Raw genomic sequence first — 18,968 nt, forward strand, 5'->3', positions numbered from 1 at the left:
ACAAAGTAAAATGAGAACAACAAAGCGGCCGGTATCACCCGGCCGCTTTGTTGTTTATACGCTCATGTTGTCGCGAACATCATTGGTAATATCCTGTCTGGTCGGAACGTCAATTCCCTCTCTAGTTGGTTTTCTTCCACAAATCATAGGCCTCTTGATGAATCTGCAAGTATTCAGCCACTCCCATACGTTCGAGCGTGCTTACATACTTGTCCCAGTTGTCCAGCGGCTCCATACCAGTTACGAATTTCGCTTCCATTTGTTCCACATAGGTTTTGAGATCGGCTTCAAGTATGCTGATCCTTTTTTGCTGATCATCCGAGAAATAGACAAGCGGGAACGCCTCTTTCCACACATTCACATATTTCGCTTCCACCTGAGCGGCAATCGGGCCGATAATATTGTCATTGGCACGTTTGGACAAGAAGTCCAGTTGCCGTATGGTGGGGACGAAGGTGCCAGCAGCCGGCGTTACGCGTCCACCACGATATTCCTCCGGATTCATTCCCTCAGGCCACGTTCTCTCCCAGCTCGTTTTCTGATCATCCAGCCACTTGTAGCCCTCGCCTTCCTTGCCGAAGATGACCAGGATCGAGCCTTCATCCGAGTACAGGTGATCGACCCATCGGATGGCCGCTTCCGGGTTAGGATTTGTTTTCGTTATGGCAAATAAACCGCGCATTACACTGGACACCTTGGGCCATACTGGCTTGCTGTTAATGGTGCTTGTCAGCGGACCCATCAGCTCAAATTCATCATTGCGTTCCTCGGATACGACGACGAATGGTGCTGCGTTCACGAAAGACCCCAATTGATTATCCATCCCTTTGGCATTTAATTGCTGCGAGGTTTGGGTGAAGGTTTCGTTATCCAGCAGCTTCTCATCGTACAGCTTGCGCATGAAAGCAATGTACTCCTTGTATCCCGGAGCTGTCGGATAATAAACCAGTTTACCGTCATTCTCGTTCACAAAGCTATCCGATATAAGGCCGAAAGCGGCAAGGATCGCCGGTCGAATATCCCCGAGCCTTCCCGATGTTAGAGGTATTTCGTCGGCTGAACCGTTTCCGTTCGGATCCTTCTCTTGGAACGCCTTGAGAACCCCATACAATTCATCGACTGTTGTAGGCATAGACAGACCGACTTTCTTCAGCCACTCCTTATTAATCCACATTTTGGTGGTCAAATCCCCGGGCACTTCATTCACCTGAGGCAGGGCGTATATATGACCGTCTGGCGCTGTTATAGCGCTGCGCACTTCCGGATTTTCATCCAGAATTTTTTTGAAATGGGGCGCACAGTTCTCGATCAGCGTTTCGAGTGGAATCAATAATCCTTGCCCGCCATAAGTGACCTCATCTTTAGGTGTAAGAGGCCCTCCGAAGAAAACATCGGGCAGTTCACCGCTGGCGAAGGCCAAATTCTTCTTTTCTTGATACACATCGCTATTCGGCGTGTTGAACTGGATTTGGATGTTCGTCAGCTTTTCCATCTCCGTGAACAAATCCATCTGATCCCAAGGACCGTGAATCGGGACTTTTGGTCCCATCAAATTCAATGTGATCTTTTCATTGACGATCGGATAACCTGTCGCGTTGAATTTATCCGGTTTACCCGCCTCTTTATCTGGTGCCGTCGTCGTCTTTCCATCTGAATTGCCCTCCTCTTTTGGATTATTCGAGCATCCCAATATACTTACGGCTACAAGCGTCAACATTAGAAACATCATAAACGTTTTTTTCATGCGGCTCCCCCTCGATTAATAGATGATGACTCCCTGCTGTCTTCCTTTTACCAATCTCACTTTATTCTGATGCTTTTCTTTACAAATCTCCAGGGCATCCCCCCTTTCAAGTAAATGAAGAATACAGATGCTAGACTCTATCCTAACCTTTGATAGAACCGATCATGACCCCTTTGACGAAGAAGCGCTGCAGAAACGGATAGGCAATCAGCATCGGAATAGCGGATATAATCATGACGGCGTATTTGGTAATGTCCGCAATTCTCGCCTGCTCAGCCATGGCTTTCATATTCTCACCGTCCAGCATCAGAGCTGTTAATTCGTTCAGAATGAGTATTTCACGCAGTACCAGTTGAAGTGGAAACAACTCCCGATTGGTAAGGTAAATCATGGAACTGAAATATTGGTTCCAGTGAGAAACGCCATAGAACAGTGCCATGACGGCTACAATCGGTGCCGATAGAGGGAAGACAATACGCAGAAACAGGATGAAGTGATTGCAGCCATCCATCTCAGCGGCCTCCTCCATCTCGCGCGGGATGGTAGATTGAAAGAACGTTCGCGTCACAATCAGGTTCCAGACCGAAACGACACCCGGAATCATCAGAACCCATATCGTATCCAGCATGCCTAGTGATTTGATGAGCAGGAAGGTCGGAATTAACCCGCCGTTGAAAAACATCGTGAATACGAAAATCCCCATAAATAAGCCCCGGCCGGTTAAATCTTTCCGCGAGAGTGCATAAGCGCATGGAATCGTCAGCAGCAAATTAAGGAAGGTTCCGAAGATCGTATAGAAGATCGTGTTGCGGTATCCGGTCCAAATATCTCCGTTCTGAAATACCCTGCTGTAGCCTTCTAATGTAATGTTCCGCGGAAACAACCAGACTTTCCCCGAATTTACCAGCATCGGATCGCTAATGGAAGCGCTTAGAATATAGACTAACGGGTACAGCAGAATAACGAGCAGCCCTCCAAGCACTGCTTTGTTGCCTATCATGAATATCTTGTCGGACAATGCCTCTCTGGCCATGTATCGTCTCCCCTTACCATAGGCTCGTCTTTGCTGTTTTTTTGGCGATCCCATTAAACAGAATCAGAAGAGCGAAATTAATCAATGAATTGAATAGTCCGATGGCAGCCGAGAAGCTGTACTGTCCTTCCAGTAAACCGGTACGATAGACATAGGTTTGGATCACATCTGAAGCATCCATATTCAATTGATTTTGCATTAGATATAGCTTTTCGAAACCGATGGACATAAAGCTGCCCATATTAAGAATAAACAAGATGATAATGGTCGGAAGAATACTCGGAATGTTAATATGCCAGATCCGCTGCAGACGTGTAGCGCCATCCATCGTTGCCGCCTCATGAAGATCGGGATTGATGGTTGTGAGAGCAGCCAAGTAGATGATCGCGCCCCATCCGAGATTCTGCCATTCACCAGACCACACATAGATACTTTTGAACCATCCGGGTTCTGTCATAAAAGCGATCGGCTTCCCGCCCAGCGCCTCGATCAGAACATTGATAATGCCCGTCTGCGGGTGCAGGAATGCGACAACCATGCCCGTCATTACAACAACCGAAATAAAATACGGCGCATAGGAGAACGTCTGGATGATCCTCTTATACATCCCGTTCTTCAGCTCGTTAATCATTAACGCCACAATAATCGGCAGCGGGAACAAGGCGAGCTGGTAAAGACTGATGAGCAAGGTGTTCTTAATCAGCGTTGGAAAATAATACGAATGAATAAACCGCTCCAGATGATCCAAGCCGACCCACTCACTTCCCCAAATGCCGAGTGAGGGAATGAAATCACGAAATGCAATCTGCACACCATACATGGGGTAATAATGAAAAAGTATAAAGTAAGCGAGTGTCGGGAAGACAAACACGTACAACTGCCAGTTCTTCCACATCTTTCTCAAGCTTCCCGCAGACCATCTGACAGGCAGCCGCTGCGCAGGAGCCCGGTTTCCAGCAAGTTTCATATAGCTGTCTTCCTTTCCTGTGTGCGTTGATAAATTAATCCATGAAGCGAATCCGGATACATTCCCCATCCTGCAGGGGCATAATCGACAAGATGTCGAGGTGAACCTCTGCATATCCGCCCGATATCTCAATCGGTTTGTCCCGATAGGGTTCCGGGATGTACAGCTTAATCGGACCGCGGGATTTGTAATCGGGATTCCAACGCAAGCAGAACGTTTCTGCCGCCCATGTCACCTCTGTGAATTCTGCCCACCCTTGCGTAAAGTGCCCTGCGGTAGATAGCAGCTGCGGACGCTCCAGAACCGTTCTGATGGCCAACAGACGCATGGAATGCGGCGGTATCTCCGTGAGGCATAATTGATTCTCGTAAAGTCCCAGGTACGTATGCTCCCATATATCCTGAACAAGCACTTCCCGGGATGCAGCGATATCCAATAACGACAAATCTACATCGATGTCCCGGACCGTTTCTCCCCAGTTGAATACACCCAGGACCACCCAGCTCTCATCGCCTCTGTACAGATGAAGGTTCCATAGCTCCGGCCCATCTTTCTGAAAGAAATCGATCGGTACAGCAGCCCCCGGCCCCGGCGGAAATACCTGCTTCAATAAACTCCTCCGCTCTTCTTCTACGTCAGACAGCTTATCATTATAGAAGAGCATGCCTCCTGACAAAGCAACGACTCCGGCCCACACCCTTGCCTCATCCAGTGAAGGCTTATAGTCATCTGAAATCCCTTCCGGCTCGTGTCCTCTCACTACCAATACATCCGGATCGTTATAGCCGATTTTGCCATGCAGAAAGTATCGTGCCGCCATCGTTATTCCACAGATTTTGATCAACTCCCAGTAGGTTGGGCGAGGCGAGTCGGGCACATAATTTCGACGGGTAATATCCGGTGTCATCCGATTGCCGTCGATGAATCCTCCAGCGCTGGTGAAGAGCGGCGCCGCGCAGCCCAAGATGAAGCAACCCTCTCCCGCCCCTTCACGAATCGCCTGCATCGCCTTGCGATAAGCCGCTGCGGTTGTCGTTCCCGGAAACAGCACCTGATCGCGGTGGAGGCTGGAATGGTTGCCCTGATCCGTAAACAGGGCGCGAATGAGAAAGTCAAGCTTGATATAGGAGTAGCCCCACTCCTGGGTCACTTGGGTGAACATCGCTTTCAAATAATCCAATACTTCGGGATGGGTCAAATCAAGCACAAACTTCACTTTGTTTTTTTCGTGTAACTCAAGAACGTCACTGCCTGAAGGGTTCATGCCAGCAGCATACTTCATGCCCTGCTTCAGAACCCAATCGGGATGGCGCTCCAACAAGCGGGAGCCGGAGTCGGCGAGCAGAGGCGAGAACCATAGCCCAGGCTTGTAGCCGGCTGCTTTAATCTGATCGGCCAGCCACTTCATGCCGTGGGGAAACTTCTCGTTGGCTTCCCAGTCGCCGAACCCCGATTCAAGAAACCAGCCGGCATCGATCACAATGTATTCTACATTCAGTTCGGGATACTGATCCCGCAGGTCATGCACATTGTCCAAGATGTCCTGCTCAGTTACCGTGCCGTAGTAGTAATACCAGGAAAGCCAACCCGTCGGTGCTTGATGAAATTGGCTCCTCGGCTGCATTTCCCTGACCACCAGATCCATATAGACGCTGAAGAGCCGGTTATGGTCCGGGCCAATGAGGATAGCCGCTCTCTCGGTTTCGGTGATTTCATCTGGATCAAGAAGCATTCCTTCATAATGGTTCGCGATGACGTAATCGAACGTATCGGATCCAGCCGCCTGTTGCCGGTGCTGCGAAACGAGCAAATGAGAGAAGTAGGTTTGAAAAGAAATGCATCCCATCAGAATGTTCATTCCATCAGCTGGTTGATGAAATACGGTCATCGAGTCAAAATAATACGGCCGCTCATTCGTGACCTCGCAAATCCCTGCGTGCATATCCGTCGATTGCAGCCCGATATTGAGCAACCGCCAGGGCACATGTTCGATCTCGAATTGGGTTTGCTCATAGTTCAATTGGCCAGCGCCCAGCGCGATATTTTTGAGCGCCAGAGGCTTCCCGGATCGATTGCCCACGGTTAACCACCACTCGAACACCGTTCCCTCCTTCCATTGGCAATGAACGCTTACATCCAATTCCTCATGGTGAAACTGGAATACCGCCTCATGAGGATCTCGCATAACTGTACTTCCCAATTGAAAATCATTCGATTCCAAGCAGGTTCCGTCGGCGAGCTCGACATGGAATCCAAGCTCACACGTCATGCGGCTGCTTTCGCCATCAAGAAGCAGCTGGACCGCCCCTTGTCGGCCCGATGCCGATACCTGAATGCGACTCATACGATACCTCCCGTCTTTTGAATACCTCGTTGGATATCGAGCCATTCCAGCTGCTGGGGCAATCGTTTGTATAGAGCTGCCAGAGCAGCCGCCGTCCCTGCCGCATGTCCCATCGCTACTGCATTTCCGGTAACCCGATAGCTGGAATGGGCGATAAAGTCGCCGCTTATGCATCGGCCCGCCAGCAATAGCCCGTTGACATCGGCAGCAATGAGCGCCCGGAACGGAATATCATAGGGGAGACTGCGAACGCCGTCATTGCCGAAGCCTTTGCCAGCAGCCGGGTCGGTCGAATGAATATCGACGCCGTAACTCACACGGCAAATCGAATCATGATGGCGCGCCCCGCCAAGAACGTCCTTTTCCGTTACGGTGTACAGCCCCGAAATTCTCCTTCCGTCACGAACCCCGATTTGCGCGGCTGTTCCAACGATGTGCAATTGCGACCAATCCCCGCCCAGAGAGCGCAGTCCATCAATCAACGTGTGAAGCTCCTTCCTCGCCTGCCGTGTAGCTCGTGTAATTCCGGCCGCATTATTGCAGCTTACCCCGTATTCATGATTCGCCATTAAAGCAAATAAGTCGTCGCGGACTTGAAACAAGGAGGGAGCCGAATACGAAGGGGTAAGTCCCGCCAGCTTGATCTGCTCCAGCAGCCTGTGCTTGGGATGCTCGTTCATCCCGTTCATCGTGTATGGTTCCGCATGACGAGGCAGGCCGGATACCATGGCCATCAGGCTGAGCGGCTGGGTTTGTCCATTTTCTCGTCTTCCCATGTCGTACCGGCAGCCCGCGAGAGCGGCCACATCCCCATCTCCAGTGGCATCAATGACTATATCCGCCATCCAAGCCTGCCTGCCCGATTTGGATTCCGTAACAACGCCCGTTATCGTGCCCCCATCGTTCACGATCGCCGATGCCACTCTCGTATGAAGCTGCACCTGAACCCCTACTTCTTCGCAGAGGACGTCCAATAGATATTTCATTTCTTCCGGATCGTACGTAAAGTCGCTCCCTTGACTCTGCCTTCTAGCTCCGCGGCGATCCAACCGCTCCATGATTTCACTCATCAATCCCGTTTTATTGCGGGCATCGATAATCCAGCAGAGTAATCCTGCCGTCCATATGCCTCCCAAGCAGCCGTGATTCTCTAATAGAACGGTAGAGGCTCCCATTCTAGCTGCCGCGATCGCTGCGGATACGCCAGCCGGCCCTCCCCCGCACACAATGACATTAGAGCTTCCGGCAATCGGAATATTCCGCTCTCTTTCTTTATAGGTTTTCACCATCTCACCCCTATGTCGCAGTTATCATAGCGAACCCGGTCTAGCGTGATCCGCTTATGTGAGCCCCATCATAATTCACCCGTCAAAAGCGTGTAAATGCACGGTTATTGCGGGATATCTGGATGCTGCATTTCCTTGTCTGCAAGAAAAAAGAAGCCTGCAAGAAACGGAAACTATCCGTTCTTGCAGGCTTTGGGACATTCAATATGCGGATCTTCATAAGCTCCGTAAAGGAATAGTATATGACCGGTCCGGGCCTTTGCTCCTTTTACTCCGGATCGCTACATGCTGTTTAATTTCCGGTATTCGCTGGGCGTCATCCCTTCTGCTCTTCTGAACTTCTCGATAAAATTGGAGACGCCGACATAGCCGTTGCGAACGATTATGTCTTTGATCGGGCTGTTCGTAGTCTTCAGCTCTTTCTTGATTTCCTCCAGACGCAGCATCCCCGTGTAATGGGTGAACGTGCTGCCGGTCTGATCTTTAATAAATCGACTCAGGAACGATACCGACAATCCGAAGTGCTCCGCTACTTTCTCCAAGCTTAGGTCATAGGATTGAAACTGCTCATGGATGTACGCTAACACCTGATCGCGAAGACCTTTATTCTTATTCTCACGGTTCTGTTCGACTGCCTCACATATCTCCTCGACAAGTCGTTTTAATTTCTCATCAAACTCAGCAAGCGTCACGAACATCAAGGCTTCCTGAATGCTCTTGTAGAAATCGCCGACCTTCATCACACTGACGGTCTTATACACAGTGTTGATGATATCCGAGCACATACATTTCAACAGCAAGAGCGAACGTTCCTTCTGAGATATACCCCTCATCATGGATTGCAAGGAATCCAGGGCCACTTGCCGATCCCCTTGCTTTAAACCTTGTATGAAACGCATCTGTTCTTCTGCCGGATACCAGGTGCTATCCTCCTGCCAATGCACAATGTCCTCGAAGATGAGGCATGAACCGGCTGACGATTTCAATTCATACTCCTGGGCAGCGGACGCTTCGACATAAGAGCGATTCATATGCTGGATTTGTTCGTATACTCGTCCAAGTGCTATAGACGGAGAAAATCCGAAACGATCCGATATGGCTTGAATCATGTTCATCGCGATTTCTCGCTGATCTTGCTTCAGCTCCCCCTCCGCCTTGAACTGAACGATAACGGCAAATACCTTATTCGGCATCATTTCCACACCCAGCCGAATCGTCCCTTGTTCTTGACCAACCTCCAAATATTGCTGAAGCTGGATACGCTTGGCTGCAGGCAGCGTGGGGCAATGATGCATGGATACAAGCAGAACAAAGAAGTAACCGCCGGTAAGGGGCATCTGGAGCGAATTCAAGATCTGATCGAGCTCTTCTCCTGAACGGTAGTCGCCTTTTAACAATCTATGGACGAACTGATCTCTGACATAAGGACGTTGTACCTTGATTTGGTGCACTAAATCCCGATGATCCTCCATGGCCGTTTCTAATGTGTCGCTGATCCACTTCAGCTCATTGCTCCTGGATGCACTACCACCTATTCTCCCATTAGGTTCAAATGAACCGAGAACCTGCCTTAATCTTCGTATTGGCCGGTAGTGCATAAGGGAGAACGCCAATATGATTGCCAAGCCAGCGATCAGCAGGCAAATAAACAGCCAGAAGATGAATGTTTTCTTCTCAATTACTCTGCCGAGGAACTGGTCTGTCGGCATCATCATCATCATCGACCATGACGTTTGCTCGGATGTCACTTCAATCATGGAAAACCGCTGATCGCCAATCATGATGTTCCGAATCGGCTCCGAGCGGTCACGGTCCAATAAGGCCGTAATCTCCTCCGGTTGAATTCGAACCCCTTTACTGCGGTTAGCCATCAATTGATTCTTCGAATCCAGAATAAATACGCTTCCGTTGAAATCGCCGAGCAGATTTTCAATCAGGCTTGTTAGCGTCTGCTCTTTGACTTGAAACAAGACCGTTCCGTAAGCTGCCGTTCCATTAGCTGGTATAGGATACGCGTAGGTCAGCATTCGGTTTGTTTCTGTTCGATTGACGAATACCGTCTCGGCGGGTCTGACTGCCTTCTGATCCGACTCCTTCACCAAGTCCAGTAGGTCCTCTTTCCCTTTATCATCCAGACGGTAGATCTCTCTTGTCAATACATCCAGTGAATAGGTGCCGGAAGAAGTATAGATCATATCGCCATCCCGATAGTACAGCAGAACCTCCTCAGCAATCAGCGTATTCGCTTTATATTTGCCAAGTTCCTGAACAGCTTCCATCGCATAGTAATCATTCGTCCTCAAGAAGAAAGGCGTCAAGCGGTGATCATACGATATTTTCACAGCGGTTTGCTCCAGACCCTTCATTTGGCGGTCGATCATCTCTTTCACTTGATTCAAATTATGCAGGTTGGAGGATTCGATCTCTGCTTGCAAGTTAATAACTGCATTCTGGTACATCATGCCGCCCAGCACGACACTCGGGATGAAGAAAACAAGCAGGAACGACCCTACGTACAGAAAGAAAACCTTGGATTTCGTTAGTTCGACCCACCTTTTCACAGCAGCCACCTCGATATAATGAAAACCTTTTCTTTTTTAATTATAGCATAAATGATTCGAGAGAAATGGAACCTGCGCGGCCCCCTCCCGAAAGGTAGAATAGCTAGGTTTAGCCCCATTTATATACGAAAAAAGCCCCCTGCGGGGGGCCCTGAATTCTTCTTCCTTCATTTCCGTATTGCTTATTCCAATCCCCGCACCTTATCATCCTTCGGCAGAAGAATCGCCAGTACGCCAAGCAGCGGCAGGAAGGCGCATAGCTTCATGATGAAGGCAATGCTCGTTTCATCCGCCACCATACCGAGCGCCGCCGAGCCCAGACCCCCGATGCCGAAGGCAAGTCCGAAGAATAGTCCCGATACAAGCCCAACCTTCCCCGGCATAAGCTCCTGCGCATAGACGACAATGATTGAGAACGCCGATGATAGAATAAATCCGGCCAGAACGGCTAAAACTCCGCTCCAGAACAAATTGCCATACGGCAATAAGAGAGAGAACGGCGCCGTTCCCATAATTGAGAACCAGATGATATTGCGCCGTCCGAACCGGTCCGCCATCGGACCGCCTAAGAATGTTCCTGCAGCTGAAGCTGCTAAAAACGCGAACAGAAACCACTGGGCATGACTCACGCTAACACCGTAGTCGTCGATCAGGTAGAACGTGTAATAGCTCGTGATACTAGCCATATAGACTTGTTTCGATACGACTAGAAAGACGAGAACGACGATCGCCCACATCACCTGATTGCTCGTCAGCACACTCTTGGCGGCTCCCGCAGCCCGCGGCTTAACGGCCTTACGCAGTATGAGCTGCTGTGCACCGTACCAGCGGGCCACATACAGCTGGATGGCGATGGCTGCGGCTGCGGCGAACGCGAACCAGATGACGCCGAACTGGCCTAGGTGAACGAACAGCACCGCCGTCATAATCGGACCTAATGAGCTTCCGATATTGCCGCCCACTTGAAAGATCGACTGTGCAAGTCCGCGCTTGCCTCCCGCTGCAAGGTACGCCACCCGCGATGATTCCGGATGGAAGATCGCGGAGCCTATCCCAATCGAAGTCACGGCAAGCAAGATCAGCGCATAATACGGGGCCAATGCGAGCCCAACGATGCCGACCAGCGTAAAACAAACGCCGATCGGCAGAATCATCGGCATCGGCCTGATATCGGCATAACGGCCGATGATCGGCTGCAGGACCGAAGCCGTCAGGTTCATCGCCAGTGCGATCAACCCGATCTGGGTGTAACTGAGACTAAGCTCATCCTTCAGGATTGGGAAGAGCGCGGACACCGTCGATTGCATGGTGTCATTCAAGAGATGAACGATGCTGATGGCAAATAGAATCGGGAACACCGTTGCTGAAGCCGCGGCGGTTATTGGCGCCGCTTGGTTAACTGCTAGTTTGGTACCCATAGGACGTTATGCTGCACTTCCCTCACTGTGATCGTCTACGAGAAACGGATCTCATTTTATGCTTACTATAGCACAGATTTTAGGAGGGCGGCGTTAGTCTGGCATATTTTTTCTAACCCTTCTGGAAACTCGTTTATACCTGATCTGTCTGGATTGCTAGATGCGCAAGCCAGTTCAGTTCTTTCCATTGAAGCCATATCTGACCCAACCGCTTACTCGTTTAACGGAAGCTTCACCTTCAGATCCGGGTACAGTCCTCCTCCTCCCTTGATAACTATATAACAATCGAGAGGCGCTTTTGGGACATTATTCATGCATGTGCAGCAAAAAGAAACGAAAGACCTATACAAAACCAAACATCCCCGCCTCAGGTTGGAGACGGAGATGCTTGGTCAACGTTTTGGTTAACGTTTGGTGATCGCAGCTCCCACGTGTTAATTATCAGACAGAACGTGAAGCTGGATCAGCCTCCCCTGACCCGGATAACTGCCTGCGATCATGCCGGTCGTCCAGCCTTCGACCTTCATGCCAGCCTTCAGCTCCGCTGCTTCCATCTTCTCCCCGGTCGATTTCCGTATGATGACCGCATCCTCAGTGAAAGACCCCCACAAGGCATCCTGCACTGGGTTTTCATACCCAATTAAATGATCAGGATTCTCGATCAGAATTCTGCCGTTCTTGTCAATTTCTTTGATGTATCCGGCAATGCTAGGCTTATTCTCGTTTATCGTATCGGTCTCGATCCTCAGTGGAAAGAATCTGCCTGTCAGCTCATAGATCGCTTGCTTTAACCGTTCCTGTTCTTCTGCAGGCAGCGGTTCACGATGTTCTCCGATTCGCCTTACATAATGGATCAATTCATGATTCTGAATATCTGTAGCAATCGGCTCCACACCAAGACGGGTAAGCACTTCCAATTGGTCGGGAAACAGCTTCACCACTGTGTTTTCCATTGCACGATCGAATGCATGATCTGCCGGATATACAGGTATGTTCCTGTCTTGGTAGATCGGCGTCGCCCGGAACAGAACATAGGACGATTGGAAGGGAACGGTAAAGTCGAGTGATATTTGCTCGGTCCCATCTGTGGCTCTTGTTGCCTTTCCATCCCAGTCGATCGTTCGCTCATGCACGCTTCCCTTGATGTCTTTCACGATAATATTGAAAATGGTATCATCCGCATGTCGATCTTTGCCATTCACCCGGTCTACTGTAAGGGACAGCTGAACCGATGAACGGCCTTTCTGATCGCGAAGCGTTATTTGCTTTAATGCGGTCGGAACGAATGGGTAGGCCGGGTCTGCCATGATATGCGGGTAGTCATAGACAGGATTGTCCGGATCGCCGATCCCTGGCAGCAGCCGCCGCTCTACCGGATCCATAACGGCCAGCACCTTGCGGCCTCCCTCTGAGCGAAGCTCATACCGGTAGGAAGGAAGGCCTTGGAGGATCGGTGTAATCGGTGCGAAGAACGTTCCGCCGATCACTTCGGGAGCGGGGTAAGTCACCTCCGGCAAATCCTCTTCCTTACCCGCCATTGGCTGACCGCTTCGAATATCGATAGCCTCGTCCTGACTTGACCTGATCTGCACCAATTTTTCCTTACCGGAATATTGAATCGTCGCTCCCAAAGCTGCAGCAAATGAACGGAGCGGTACCATCATGCGGTTCTCCTTCACGTAAGGCGCGCTGTCCCCCGGGAACAGCACAAAATAATTGTTCATCAGCAGCGGTATCGGCTGGCTGCCCTCCCCTGACGGCTTCGGCTTGGCAGGCGGCATAACCGCGGCGGTTAGAACGAACAGCGATACGATTAGTCCGGTTACTATAACTTTCCTCATTATGGACTCCTTCCAACGCTAAATTTTTCCATATATTCCTATGTAGACGCAAAAGAACGGATATGGTTGCGGTGAAAATGAATGGAGGGTTGCCAGATTCCAGTGTATACAGACTCGCTCACCTGCGACAATACGAGCCGTAACGCCCTTTTTGGGTGTTATAGCAGCGGAAACCGGGTGGGGGCTACGGTTACCATCGCTGATACGGTAGAAAAGGGCGTTACAGACTTTCTCACCTGCGACAATGTGAACCGTAACGCCCTTTTTAGTCGTTACAGCAGCGGAACCCGGGCAGGGGCGGCGGTTTTCATCGCTGGTACGGTAGAAAAGGGCCTTACGGACTCTCTCACCTGCGACAATGTGAACCTTAACGCCCTTTTTAGGCGTTACAGCAGCGGAAACCGGGCGGGGGCTACGGTTACCATCGCTGGTACGGTAGAAAAGGGCCTTACGGACTTTCTCACCTGCGACAATGCGAACCGTAACGCCCTTTTTGGGCGTTACAGCAGCGGAAACCGGGCGGGGGCGGCGGTTACCATCGCTGGTACGGTAGAAAAGGGCCTTACGGACTCTCTCACCTGCGACAATGTGAACCGTAACGCCCTTTTTGGGCGTTACAGCAGTGGAATCCGGGCGGGGGCGGCGGTTTTCATCGCTGGTACGGTAGAAAAGGGCCTTACGGACTCTCTCACCTGTGAAAACGTGAGCCGTAACGCCCTTTTTGGGCGTTACAGCAGCGGAACCCTAAGTTCGGCAACGGCGGTTCTTCGGTGGTTTGGTTCTCCGGCGGTTCTTTCGGTGGTTCTTCGAGAATGCTTCTGCGTGTTCGCCGAAGCTTCTTCGGAGCACCATCATTCCCAAAATAACACAAAAAAGCTGCAGGCGCGTATGACGCACCTGCAGCTTTTTTAAGAAGCGGCTTTTCGAGTACTCGTCGTGAGAGCCGTAATGCCCGTCTCTCAGCCTCGCTGTAACTCGCTATCGAAGCGCTTTGGCTGCAATGTCCGTACGGACATGCATGCCTTCGAAGTGAATCGCGGATACCGCTTCGTATGCGCGCGCACGTGCTTCCGCGATGTCACGGCCACGGCCGACGATACCGAGTACACGACCACCGTTCGTGACGATTTGACCATCCTTGTCAGCTGTTCCGGCATGGAACACCAATGCGCCCTGCGCTTTGGCTGCTTCCAGCCCCTCGATAACGAGCCCTTTCGGATAAGAAGCCGGGTAGCCCCCTGATGCCGCAATGACGCAGACTGCCGCTTCATCACTCCATGCGATGTCGAGCTGGTCGAGACGTCCATTCAGTGCAGCGAGAATGATATCAACGAGATCGGTCTTCAGACGCGGCAGCACGACCTGCGTTTCCGGGTCGCCCATCCGCGCATTGAACTCGATCGTCTTCACGCCATCCTTGGTAATCATCAAGCCCGCGAAGAGAACCCCGCGGAACGGCCGGCCTTCGCTAACCATCGCCTTAGCCGTCGGCTTAATAATATTCTCGATCGCATCCTCTACGAGAGCCGGATCGATATGGGGCAGCGGAGAATAGGTCCCCATGCCGCCTGTGTTCGGCCCTTTATCGTCATCGAATACCGGCTTGTGATCCTGCGCCGGTACCATCGCGCGAACCGTTTCGCCATCAACGAACGCGAGGATCGACATTTCTTGGCCCTCGAGAAATTCCTCAATAACGACTTGTCCGCCGGACTCCCCGAATACTTTATCCACCATCATGTCGTGCAGCGCCTTCTCCGCTTCTTCGATCGAGTAAGCGACGGTTACGCCTTTACCGGCCGCAAGACCGTCTGCCTTCACTACAATCGGCGCGGATTGCTCGCGCAAGTATGCGAGTGCTGCCGCATGATCCGTGAACGTTTCGTATTTCGCCGTTGGAATGTTATACTTCTTCAGCAGATTCTTCATGAAGATCTTGCTGCCTTCGATCTCTGCCGCATTCTTGCGCGGCCCGAAGGTCGGAATGTTCTGCTCCTCGAACGCATCGACGATCCCGTCCGCAAGCGGATCATCGGGTCCGACCACAACAAGATCGACCGCATGGTCGTTCGCGAACGCAATGAGGTCCGCAAACCGGTTAACCGGGATCGGCACGCATTCTGCCAGCTCTGCGATACCCGCATTACCCGGCGCACAGTAAATTTGTTTAACCTTATCGCTCTTCGCAAGCGCCCAGACGATCGCATGCTCTCGTCCGCCGCCGCCAATGACCATAATCCGCACAGGAAACCCTCCCCATAGTAGACGCCTCCTCGGGCACTTGCCCTATGTCGAGTGCCCGGTGAAGCGTTACGCCTTTATCCCTTTATTGAATCAATATCATCACTAGTGTTTAAAATGACGAACGCCCGTCAGCACCATCGCAATGTTATTCGCATTCGCAACGGCGATGGATTCTTCGTCTTTAATCGATCCGCCTGGCTGGATAACAGCCGTAATGCCGGCTTTAGCCGCCAGCTCCAGCGTATCGCCCATTGGGAAGAACGCATCCGAGGCGAGCACGGCGCCGCGCGCTTTCTCTCCGGCTTGCTCGATCGCAATGTTGGCGGCACCGACGCGGTTCATTTGACCTGCGCCTACGCCGATCGTCATGTTATCAGCTGCGAGCAGAATCGCATTCGACTTCACGTGTTTCACAACCTTCCAGCCGAACAGCAGCTGCTTCAGCTCTTCATCGGTCGGTTTGCGGTTCGTGACGACCTTGATATCATCCATCGAGAGGCTGTGCACATCGCTCTCTTGAACGACCATACCGCCTTCTACGGTTGTTACGAGCCAATCCGGCTGACGTTCCTTCGCCGATTGAATCGTACCGAGCTTCAGCAGGCGAATATTCTTCTTCTTCGTCAGAATATCCAGCGCTTCCTGCGTAAAGTCAGGCGCAATGATGATCTCCAGGAAAATTTCGCTCAGCAGCTGGGCCGTATCCGCACCGATCGTGCGGTTCGCTGCGACGATCCCGCCGAAGATCGAGGTTGGATCAGCCTGGTAAGCTTTTTGATACGCTTCATGGATATCTGTGCCGATGCCCACTCCGCAAGGATTCATATGCTTCACGGCAACGACAGCAGGCTCTTCGAATTCCTTGACGATGGCAAGCGCCGCATTCGCGTCATTGATGTTGTTGTAGGACAACTCCTTGCCATGCAGCTGCTCGGCTGTCGTGATATTGCCCGGAGCTGCGAGGGGCTTGCGGTAGAATGCTGCTTTCTGGTGTGGATTCTCGCCGTAGCGAAGGTCTTGTACCTTCTCGTACGTTACCGTATAGCTCTCAGGAAGCGGATCGCCCTGCAGCTTGGAGAGATAATCCCCGATGAGCGCATCGTAAGCGCCAGTGTGGCGGAACACTTTGGCTGCAAGACGTTTGCGCGTCTCAAGCGTCGTGTCGCCTGCGCCTTTCACTTCTTCAAGCACGTTCGCGTAATCCGCAGCATCCACCACAACGGTGACGAACGCGTGGTTCTTCGCTGCCGAGCGAAGCATCGTCGGGCCGCCGATATCGATGTTCTCGATCGCGTCCTCGTACGATACATCCGGCTTGGCAATGGTTGCCGCGAACGGATATAAATTGACGACCACGAGGTCGATATAGTCGAGGCCGAGCTCTTTCATCGCTTGCTGGTGCTTCTCATCGTCGCGAACGGCAAGCAAGCCGCTGTGAACGGCAGGATGCAGCGTCTTGACGCGGCCGTCGAGAATTTCCGGGAAACCCGTTACGTCCGAGATGCCGACAACCGGTACGCCTTCTTTTTCGAGCAGGCTCGCTGTTCCGCCCGTCGAAATAATTTGCACGCCCAGTCCCGCAAGCGCCCGTGAAAATTCTACAATGCCCGTTTTGTCCGATACACTGATTAATGCTCTGCGAATAGCCACTACAAATTCCCTCCTATTAGTTGAAGAATCCACTTCTCCACTTTTCACTCACTGCTACAACAGACCGCCATGTTCATGCTAAATCCAGCCCGGCACCCCGCATGGACGACAATTTCATAACGTCGGTCACGAGTGTATCCGTGCGTTATAGCGTCGTCACCGTCACATGACGGCCATCGAGCGATACCGCGCCCGATGCGATCCGTTGAACGACCCAAGGGAACACCTCTTGTTCTACCGCATGAATGCGAAGAGCAAGCGTCGCTTCCGTGTCGCCGTCCAACACCTCTACGGTCCGCTGAGCAATGATCGGCCCCGTATCCATACCGCCATCGACGAAGTGAACCGTGACGCCCGTCACTTTCACCCCATAGTCCAAGGCTTGCTTAATTCCGCCAACACCCGGAAAAGTTGGCAGCAGTGCCGGATGAATATTGATCATCCGTCCCGCGAACGCATCGACCATCACCGGCGTCAGGATGCGCATATAACCGGCCAGCACCACCAGCCCGATATCACGCCGCTCAAGCTCCGCCAAGATTTCCCGTTCATAGGCTTCACGAGATGCATACTCCTTAGGCCGAAATAGGAAGGTATCCACGCCAGCCTGCCGAGCGCGTTCCACGACAGGCGCCTCCGGCTTGTCACAAACAAGAAGCTCGAGGCTTGCGCCCTCGAGCCGGTCTTGTTGTGCCGCATCCGCCAATGCCTGGAAGTTCGTGCCTTGTCCCGAGGCGAACACCGCGATGCGAAGCCCTGCCATTACACATCCGCTCCAGTGAACGTCACAATACGGCTTCCTTCGGTCACCGTACCGATCCGGTAAGCTTCTTCGCCAAGCTCGCGCGCCACGCGCAGCGCTTCCTCCGCTTGCTCCGCAGGTACGACGACGACCATGCCAACGCCCATATTAAAGGTTGTGAACATATCGCGGTTAGTAATCGAGCCTTTCTCCTGCATTAGCTTGAAGATCGGCTGTATCGGCCATGAGCCGTATTCGATTTCGACATTGACGCCTTCAGGCAGCACGCGCGGAATATTCTCGATAAAACCGCCGCCCGTAATATGCGCCATGCCCTTCACTTGTACCTGCTTGATCAGCTCAAGCACCGATTTCACGTAAATACGCGTCGGTTCCAGCACGACATCGCCAAGCTTCTTGCCATCAAGGGCAGACAATACCTCGTCCAAGCTGTAACCCGCTTGCTCGAGCAGCAGCCGGCGTACGAGCGAGAAGCCGTTGCTGTGAATACCGCTGGACGCAAGGCCGATAACCGCATCGCCTGCGGCAATCGTCTTGCCGTCGATAATATTCTTCTTATCGACGATGCCCACGGTGAAGCCTGCGATATCGTACTCATCGCCGCCGTACATGCCCGGCATCTCCGCCGTCTCGCCGCCGATCAGAGCACATCCGGACTGCAAGCAGCCATCGGAGATCCCTTTGACGATCGCTTCGATTTTCTCCGGCACGACCTTCCCGCAAGCGAGATAATCCAGGAAAAAGAGCGGCTCCGCTCCCTGTACGATGATATCGTTCACGCACATCGCCACAGCATCGATGCCAATCGTGTCATGCTTATCCATGGCAAAGGCGATTTTCAGCTTCGTGCCGACACCGTCGGTGCCGGAGACAAGAACCGGTTCCTCGTACTTGTCCTTGTTCAGTCCGAACAGTCCGCCGAATCCGCCAAGATCCGTGAGCACTTCGGGGCGGAACGTCTTCTTCACGTGCTTCTTCATCCGTTCGACCGCTTCGTTGCCCGCCGCGATATCGACACCGGCTTGTTTGTACGCTTCTGCCACTGTGGTCACTCCTTAATAGTTGTTGCAGGACCCGCCTGATCTCCTTGCCTCATGAAGATCAAGCGCCGCTTGCA

13 protein-coding genes are annotated in these 18,968 nt (G+C 52.0%); 1 reads left to right on the forward strand and 12 read right to left on the reverse strand.

Annotated elements, in window-relative coordinates:
* Nucleotides 1-121: 121 nt before the first annotated feature.
* The 8 genes from NNL21_RS23250 to NNL21_RS23285 all read right to left on the reverse strand — a co-directional run bounded on the left by NNL21_RS23250 (nt 122) and on the right by NNL21_RS23285 (nt 13,194).
* On the reverse strand, nt 122-1,744 hold the full coding sequence (locus tag NNL21_RS23250) for an extracellular solute-binding protein (RefSeq protein ID WP_204820659.1): 1,623 nt from the start codon (nt 1,742-1,744) through the stop codon (nt 122-124).
* Nucleotides 1,745-1,886: 142 nt separating this feature from the next.
* Nucleotides 1,887-2,777, reverse strand: coding sequence for a carbohydrate ABC transporter permease (locus tag NNL21_RS23255; protein WP_204820658.1), 891 nt, complete (start codon nt 2,775-2,777; stop codon nt 1,887-1,889).
* Between the two features lie 13 nt (nt 2,778-2,790).
* Nucleotides 2,791-3,744, reverse strand: a complete 954-nt coding sequence (locus NNL21_RS23260; protein ID WP_204820657.1) for an ABC transporter permease — start codon at nt 3,742-3,744, stop codon at nt 2,791-2,793.
* A 34-nt stretch (nt 3,745-3,778) separates the two neighbouring features.
* Entirely contained in the window at nt 3,779-6,088 is a 2,310-nt protein-coding gene (locus NNL21_RS23265; protein WP_204820656.1) for an alpha-galactosidase, read from the reverse strand.
* Nucleotides 6,085-7,377 carry an FAD-dependent oxidoreductase gene (locus NNL21_RS23270; protein WP_204820655.1) on the reverse strand — a complete coding sequence of 431 codons (1,293 nt, stop codon included), beginning with the start codon at nt 7,375-7,377 and terminating at the stop codon, nt 6,085-6,087. Before NNL21_RS23270 ends, NNL21_RS23265 begins: the two co-directional genes overlap by 4 nt.
* 278 nt (nt 7,378-7,655) lie before the next feature.
* A complete protein-coding gene (locus tag NNL21_RS36610; RefSeq protein WP_204820654.1) occupies nt 7,656-9,935 on the reverse strand; it encodes a helix-turn-helix domain-containing protein in 2,280 nt (759 codons plus the stop codon).
* Between the two features lie 182 nt (nt 9,936-10,117).
* On the reverse strand, nt 10,118-11,353 hold the full coding sequence (locus NNL21_RS23280) for an MFS transporter (protein ID WP_204820653.1): 1,236 nt from the start codon (nt 11,351-11,353) through the stop codon (nt 10,118-10,120).
* Nucleotides 11,354-11,787: 434 nt separating this feature from the next.
* Complete coding sequence (locus NNL21_RS23285; protein ID WP_204820652.1) at nt 11,788-13,194, reverse strand: stalk domain-containing protein; 1,407 nt, start codon at nt 13,192-13,194, stop codon at nt 11,788-11,790.
* 102 nt (nt 13,195-13,296) lie between these two features.
* Between NNL21_RS23285 and NNL21_RS23290 the strand changes: the two genes are divergently transcribed.
* The gene (locus NNL21_RS23290; RefSeq protein WP_204820651.1) at nt 13,297-14,106 is read left to right on the forward strand and encodes a hypothetical protein; all 810 of its coding nucleotides are present in this window, start codon (nt 13,297-13,299) and stop codon (nt 14,104-14,106) included.
* 66 nt (nt 14,107-14,172) lie between these two features.
* Here NNL21_RS23290 and purD read toward each other — a convergent pair whose 3' ends face one another.
* The 4 genes from purD to purM all read right to left on the reverse strand — a co-directional run bounded on the left by purD (nt 14,173) and on the right by purM (nt 18,894).
* The gene (gene purD, locus NNL21_RS23295) at nt 14,173-15,438 is read right to left on the reverse strand and encodes a phosphoribosylamine--glycine ligase (RefSeq protein WP_204820650.1); all 1,266 of its coding nucleotides are present in this window, start codon (nt 15,436-15,438) and stop codon (nt 14,173-14,175) included.
* Nucleotides 15,439-15,540: 102 nt separating this feature from the next.
* Nucleotides 15,541-17,088: a bifunctional phosphoribosylaminoimidazolecarboxamide formyltransferase/IMP cyclohydrolase gene (gene purH / locus NNL21_RS23300; protein ID WP_204820649.1), complete on the reverse strand. Its 1,548-nt coding sequence runs from the start codon at nt 17,086-17,088 to the stop codon at nt 15,541-15,543.
* A gap of 145 nt (nt 17,089-17,233) precedes the next feature.
* Nucleotides 17,234-17,851 carry a phosphoribosylglycinamide formyltransferase gene (gene purN, locus NNL21_RS23305; protein WP_204820648.1) on the reverse strand — a complete coding sequence of 206 codons (618 nt, stop codon included), beginning with the start codon at nt 17,849-17,851 and terminating at the stop codon, nt 17,234-17,236.
* Nucleotides 17,851-18,894, reverse strand: coding sequence for a phosphoribosylformylglycinamidine cyclo-ligase (gene purM, locus NNL21_RS23310; protein ID WP_204820647.1), 1,044 nt, complete (start codon nt 18,892-18,894; stop codon nt 17,851-17,853). Before purM ends, purN begins: the two co-directional genes overlap by 1 nt.
* Between the last annotated feature and the right edge of the window lie 74 nt (nt 18,895-18,968).

The organism is Paenibacillus mendelii (genome assembly GCF_024498075.1).
Taxonomy (GTDB): domain Bacteria; phylum Bacillota; class Bacilli; order Paenibacillales; family Paenibacillaceae; genus Paenibacillus_Z; species Paenibacillus_Z mendelii.

Excerpts from the sequence above, each read along its gene's own strand:
- NNL21_RS23250 (WP_204820659.1), bottom strand. The coding sequence starts at position 1,744 with ATGAAAAAAACGTTTATGATGTTTCTAATGTTGACGCTTGTAGCCGTA.
- NNL21_RS23285 (WP_204820652.1), bottom strand. The coding sequence starts at position 13,194 with ATGAGGAAAGTTATAGTAACCGGACTAATCGTATCGCTGTTCGTTCTA.
- NNL21_RS23265 (WP_204820656.1), bottom strand. The coding sequence starts at position 6,088 with ATGAGTCGCATTCAGGTATCGGCATCGGGCCGACAAGGGGCGGTCCAG.
- NNL21_RS23260 (WP_204820657.1), bottom strand. The coding sequence starts at position 3,744 with ATGAAACTTGCTGGAAACCGGGCTCCTGCGCAGCGGCTGCCTGTCAGA.
- NNL21_RS23280 (WP_204820653.1), bottom strand. The coding sequence starts at position 11,353 with ATGGGTACCAAACTAGCAGTTAACCAAGCGGCGCCAATAACCGCCGCG.
- purN (WP_204820648.1), bottom strand. The coding sequence starts at position 17,851 with ATGGCAGGGCTTCGCATCGCGGTGTTCGCCTCGGGACAAGGCACGAAC.
- NNL21_RS23255 (WP_204820658.1), bottom strand. The coding sequence starts at position 2,777 with ATGGCCAGAGAGGCATTGTCCGACAAGATATTCATGATAGGCAACAAA.
- NNL21_RS23270 (WP_204820655.1), bottom strand. The coding sequence starts at position 7,377 with ATGGTGAAAACCTATAAAGAAAGAGAGCGGAATATTCCGATTGCCGGA.